The sequence below is a fragment of the Bacillus cereus group sp. MYBK195-1 genome (genome assembly GCF_051916605.1).
Classification (GTDB): Bacteria; Bacillota; Bacilli; order Bacillales; family Bacillaceae_G; genus Bacillus_A; species Bacillus_A cereus.
The window spans coordinates 1-5,772 of record NZ_JBQAGZ010000020.1 but is presented as its reverse complement, the minus strand read 5'-3'; the positions used below and the strand labels follow the sequence as shown (position 1 = coordinate 5,772).

The window sequence follows — 5,772 nt, the reverse complement described above, 5'->3', positions numbered from 1 at the left end:
GTTCATCCTGAGCCAGGATCAAACTCTCCAATAAAGTTAGTTTGTCTAGCATCTAAAAATAAAAATTGACGTTTCACGTTGTTTGTTTCGTTCAGTTTTCAAAGAACTACTCGGTCGCTCATTTGCGACTTCCTTATGTTAACATTTTCATCTTTCAATGTCAACTAAGTTTTTCATTTCGTTTGTCGCTTGCGACGTTATTGTCATCGGCGACTTGTTCTATATTACACCTCTAAAGTATAATCGTCAACACCTTTTTATAAAGAACTTCAATTTAATATTTTTATGCTCTTTTAGCTAGATACGTCTCTATAGGATTTCATTATCGGAGCACACCTTCTGCTTCTCTTTAATTTATTTTTCCAAATATATTCAAGTTAATTTTAACTCTAGACTTAACTTGTGTGGACGTTTTCCTCCAACAAAACTAGTAACCTTATTTTAACAAATACTAGTATATAATTAGAGAGTTGTTGTACTATCAATAAAACTCTATTAGAAGCAGGTGAAGATATGAAAGATATACGTATCCTTATAGCAGACGACGATAAAGAAATCCGAAATTTATTAAAAATATATTTAGAACGAGAATTATACATGGTAGACACTGCAATCAACGGCGAAGAAGCCTTGCATTTATTTAATCAAAATAAATATAACCTCGTTATATTAGATCTTATGATGCCCAAAATAGATGGAATCGAGGTATGTAAAAAACTTAGAGATAAAACTAACATACCTATATTAATGCTCACAGCTAAAGATCACGAAGTTGATAAAATTTTAGGTTTAAGCATTGGTGCTGATGATTATATTACGAAACCTTTCAGCATTCACGAAGTAATTGCACGAGTAAAAGCTCTTATGCGACGTTTTTTAGTTCTCGGAAGTAACAATACTGTTCAAGAAAAAACTACTTTATCTTTTAAAGGACTAACTATCAATTTAAATACATACACAGTTCATACAAACAAAGAAGAAATCAGCTTAACCGGAAAAGAATTGGAACTGTTAAAATTCTTCACTTCAAACCCAGGGCAAGTATTTACAAAAACACAGCTCTTCCGAAATGTGTGGGACGATAATTATATAGAAGATGACAATACCGTTATGGTACATATTCGAAAACTTAGAAAGAAAATAGAAATTGACCCTTCCAATCCAAAATTCATTCAGACTATATGGGGAATTGGTTATAAGTTTGTAGGTGAAAAGCTTGAAGACTGATAAAACCCTCTTCCTTATTTCATTACAACTTATCATTTGTGGGATTTTAAACATACAAATGGGCCCAAGAGTAAAAATGTCTTTATTTATTATCCTTATCTTAATTACAATTTATCTCTTCTTTTCAAGAATACAATTCATTCAACATCGCAAAGCAATGGATACTAAATTAAGTCGTGTACTAAAAGGAAACTTACAAACGAGATTATTCACAAGCAATGACCACTCATTACATAATATCGTTTTTTCAATAAACGAGCTAATAGCTAAATTAGAGCAGGTTCAGATTGAAGCCAAAAGATCCGAGGAATCCAGAAAACAACTTTTGTCTAGTATCTCCCACGATATACGAACACCACTCACCTCCATTATCGGATATATAGATGCTTTGAAAGACGGAGTTGCTGCTTCTGAAATAGAAAAACAAGAATATCTTAAAATACTCTATATGAAATCAAATAACTTAAAGCACCTAGTTGATGAAATATTCAATATGGCGAAGCTAGACGCTAATGAATTTCCACTAAAAGAAGAAGAACTCGACTTTTCTGAAGTTACTAGAGAAGTTTTGATTGAATTTTTACCTGAGCTCTCAAAACATAACATCGAACTGCAAATTCTCATACCAGAGTCTACTTGTCCTATCATCGCAGATCATCTAAGCATTATGCGGATTATCGGTAATTTAATGAAAAATGCAATTTATTACGGAAAGGATGGGAAAACAATAGGAGTCGAACTGCTAGAAGCTGATGCAGAATACAAACTTCATATTTGGGATCAAGGCCCTGGTATTCCAAAACATGATTTACAAAACATATTTGAGCGAATGTACCGAAGCGAACAATCAAGAAACTCTTCATGTGGTGGTAGCGGTCTCGGACTCTCTATTTCTAAAGCACTCGTTGAAAAAAATGGTGGGCATATATGGGTTGAAAGTACTCCATGGAAACGAACTACTTTTGGCTTTTCTATTCCAAAACACAATACTTTTAAGAAATAGTTAAGAAATGATTAATATGCAGTTAAGCCTTCCTTTTTATGATGTAAGTAAGAACTTATAGAAAGCAGGTGTCTCCTATAAATACAATTATAAAAACGACTAACCTTACTAAAGTATATGGCAATCAAAAATCAGTAGATAATTTAAATATTAATGTTCAACAAGGGGAGATTTATGGCTTCATAGGCCGCAACGGTGCTGGTAAAACAACAACCATTCGTATGCTGCTTAGTCTTATAAAGCCTACAAGTGGAACGATTGAAATATTCGGAGAGAACTTATTCCAAAATCAAAAAGATATTTTAAGCAGAATTGGTTCTATAGTTGAAGTTCCAGGATTTTATGAAAACTTAACTGCAAAAGAAAACCTACTAATTAATGCAAAGATAATTGGGGTTCACAAAAAGAATGCTATCGAAGAAGCATTAGAAATAGTAGGCTTGCAGCATGAGACAAAAAAGTTAGTAGGAAAGTATTCTTTAGGAATGAAGCAACGCTTAGGAATTGCACGCGCTCTTCTCCATTATCCTGAGCTACTCATATTAGATGAACCAACTAACGGACTAGACCCTATTGGTATTAAAGAAATACGAAAACTTATTCATTCTTTAGCTCAAGAAAGAAATATAACAATACTCATTTCTAGTCACATATTAGCCGAGATAGAACAGTTGGTCGATCGTATCGGAATTATTCATGAAGGAAAGTTACTAGAAGAATTTTCTCTTGATACGCTGCGCAAAGCAAACCGTAAGTACATAGAGTTTCAAGTGAATAATGACGATAAAGCTGTGATGTTATTAGAAAATCATCTTCAAATTTTTGATTATGAAGTACATGATGAAGGAAATATTCGTATTTACTCTCATTTTGGACAACAAGGATACATAAACAGAACGTTTGTTCTTAACGATATTGAAGTATTAAAAATGATGATAAGCGAAGATAGACTAGAAGATTATTTCACCAAACTAGTTGGAGGTGGAACAATTGGTTAATCTACTCTATACAGAACTCTTAAAACTAAAACGCTCTAATATGTTTTTAATTAGCATTATTGGTGCTGGTGTCGCACCTTTCTTAGTTGTAGTAGCCTCTTATATACATATAAAAACAAAACAGCCTACTCCAACTATTTGGTTCCATCAATTATTCACTGACGTTAACTTATATACTACTTTAGTTATAGGATTCCCCTTATATGGAGTAGTGGTTGCATATTTGCTTACCCGTGAATATGCAGAAGATACACTGAAAAATTTACTAACTATCCCCGTGTCGCGCATTAGCTTTATTATAAGTAAATTCATCATTCTCTTTCTTTGGATTATGATGCTAACTTTAGTCGCTTGGGCACTTACTTTAATATTAGGGCTATTGGGGAACTTCCCTGGCTTTAACATTTCTTTACTTTTAGGTTCTTTCCTAGAATTTTTAATATGTGGTGGACTTCTCTTTCTATTGTCTTCACCTATTGTGCTACTAACTCTTGTAATGAAGAGCTATGTACCGCCCATTATATTAACAGTCATTATTACAATGACTAATCTTATGCTCGTAAACTCCAAGCATAAAGATTTATTCCCGTGGACCGCTACTCTAGATATCGCAAATAACGAATTACAACCGACATATCCACCAGAGTATTCTTATATCATCATTGCAGTAACGACAATTTCCGGATTTATTGCAACACTATTCTATTTTAAAAAAGTAGACATTCATTAATTTGTAGGAGTGAAACTATGAGCGATATCATTATTGCCTTCATACTCGGTATTGTAGAAGGATTAGCTGAATTTTTACCTATATCCTCTACTGGCCATCTTATATTAGTCGGGCATTTATTAGGCTTTGAGGGAGAAAGAGCGAAAACGTTTGAAATTGTTATTCAGCTAGGCGCAATTTTAGCCATTGCAATTTTATATCATAAACGTCTCGTTTCTTTATGTAATATTAAGCCTCTTCTACAGAAAGAAAAAAAATTCAACGCGTTCCATGTATTTCTTGGCGTATTTCCGGCAGTGGTTGCTGGTTTGCTACTACATGATATTATTAAAACATACTTATTCCAGCCATACACTGTTGTGATTGGACTTGTAGCAGGTGCAATTCTTATGCTCTTTGCAGAAGTAAAAAAGAAAGAGGCAGCAGCCTATTCACTGGACGATTTAACATACCGCCAAGCTTTAACAATCGGATTATTTCAGTGCTTAGCAGTATACCCTGGCTTCTCTAGAGCTGGCTCTACTATCTCTGGAGGTCTATTAGCAAAAGTAAATTATAAGACTGCATCTGAATTCTCTTTTCTAATAGCTCTTCCTGTAATGATTGGGCTACAGGCTTAGACTTACTAAAAAGTTGGAAGTATTTAAGTGTCGATGACATCCCTATGTTTGCGGTAGGATTCATTACCTCTTTTATAGTAGCGATGCTAGCGGTAGTAACTTTTCTAAAGCTTTTAGAGAAGATAGGTTTAAAACCTTTTGCGTACTATCGTATTTTGTTGGCTATCTTATTTACGCTTTTCGTATTGCTATAGATTCATATAAGTCACATATTATTAAACTGATATTCAATTTAGAATATCAGTTTTTTCATCTATTTTAACTCTAGTATTACTCACTTCAATATGGCATAGTGATAATAAACTACCATTCATAATCTGAACGTTCTTTAAGTAACTACATCCTTTATCATAAAATGCAATTGGAAAATTAAAGATTCCATATATGTACAGAACATATTTACAAACTATATTCACTCCACATAGTATCTTTTTAATTTGCAACACACCGCTACAACTTTTAAATGAGTACAAAGACATACTAAATAAGTAAGTAAATTTCCTAGGAATTATAAAGAGACTAAATATGAATTAGAGTGAGGTAACGATAAAAATGAATCAATTAGCACAGACATATTGGGATACTTATTGGGGAAACAACAAAAAACCAGAATCTGTTACAGCTTGGCAATTTGGGGATGCCCCTAATTATCTTGCACAACTAGTAATTGACGGTATTAAAACCGCTACATGCTCCGGTCACATTTTTTATGAATTAGAACATGAATCACTACCGACTACTATTGATTATAGTATTATACTCAATAGTAATGATGAACCTGTAGCTATTATTAAGACAATAGAAGTAACTGTAACACCAATGAATGAAGTAAGCGAAGAATTCGCTATCGCTGAAGGCGAAGGAGATCGTACTTATAATTACTGGAGAGACACCCATGTTCGTTTTTTTACAAAGGAACTAAATGAGCTTGGTCTTAATTTCTCTGAAGATATGTTACTCGTCTGTGAGCGTTTTGAACTTGTTGATGTGAACAATAAAGTGAAATTTTAATAAACTGAGATTTACCAGCCATTCTTATTTTTATAAAACACAAAAAAGACGAGTCATTCTGACTCGTCTTAAAGTTGCTTGGCGACGTCCTACTCTCACAGGGACAAGGTCCCAACTACCATCGGCGCTAGAGAGCTTAACTTCCGTGTTCGGTATGGGAACGGGTGTGACCTCTCTGCCATC

At 33.8% G+C, this 5,772-nt stretch carries 5 protein-coding genes, 1 rRNA gene and 1 pseudogene; 6 read left to right on the top strand and 1 reads right to left on the bottom strand.

Annotation, left to right across the window (positions count from 1 at the left end):
- Positions 1-513 precede the first annotated feature (513 nt).
- The 6 genes and pseudogenes from ACTFRY_RS29600 to ACTFRY_RS29575 all read left to right on the top strand — a co-directional run bounded on the left by ACTFRY_RS29600 (position 514) and on the right by ACTFRY_RS29575 (position 5,589).
- The gene (locus ACTFRY_RS29600) at positions 514-1,227 is read left to right on the top strand and encodes a response regulator transcription factor (RefSeq protein WP_000651989.1); all 714 of its coding nucleotides are present in this window, start codon (positions 514-516) and stop codon (positions 1,225-1,227) included.
- Positions 1,217-2,230, top strand: a complete 1,014-nt coding sequence (locus ACTFRY_RS29595; protein WP_136986521.1) for a sensor histidine kinase — start codon at positions 1,217-1,219, stop codon at positions 2,228-2,230. The genes ACTFRY_RS29600 and ACTFRY_RS29595 overlap by 11 nt, the downstream gene beginning before the upstream one ends.
- A 68-nt stretch (positions 2,231-2,298) precedes the next feature.
- Positions 2,299-3,228, top strand: a complete 930-nt coding sequence (locus ACTFRY_RS29590; RefSeq protein ID WP_098617321.1) for an ABC transporter ATP-binding protein — start codon at positions 2,299-2,301, stop codon at positions 3,226-3,228.
- Positions 3,221-3,958 (top strand): ABC transporter permease, encoded by a 738-nt coding sequence (locus ACTFRY_RS29585; protein WP_000247716.1) that lies wholly within the window; start codon positions 3,221-3,223, stop codon positions 3,956-3,958. Before ACTFRY_RS29590 ends, ACTFRY_RS29585 begins: the two co-directional genes overlap by 8 nt.
- A gap of 17 nt (positions 3,959-3,975) precedes the next feature.
- Positions 3,976-4,772: pseudogene (gene uppP / locus ACTFRY_RS29580) on the top strand (undecaprenyl-diphosphate phosphatase UppP).
- A 358-nt stretch (positions 4,773-5,130) separates the two neighbouring features.
- The gene (locus ACTFRY_RS29575) at positions 5,131-5,589 is read left to right on the top strand and encodes an ASCH domain-containing protein (RefSeq protein ID WP_001072418.1); all 459 of its coding nucleotides are present in this window, start codon (positions 5,131-5,133) and stop codon (positions 5,587-5,589) included.
- A 76-nt stretch (positions 5,590-5,665) separates the two neighbouring features.
- Here ACTFRY_RS29575 and rrf read toward each other — a convergent pair.
- Positions 5,666-5,772 (bottom strand): 5S ribosomal RNA (gene rrf / locus ACTFRY_RS29570); the annotation flags it as partial.

Bases quoted from the DNA above. Each gene is read 5' to 3' on its own strand.
- ACTFRY_RS29600 (WP_000651989.1), top strand. From the start codon at position 514: ATGAAAGATATACGTATCCTTATAGCAGACGACGATAAAGAAATCCGA.
- ACTFRY_RS29575 (WP_001072418.1), top strand. From the start codon at position 5,131: ATGAATCAATTAGCACAGACATATTGGGATACTTATTGGGGAAACAAC.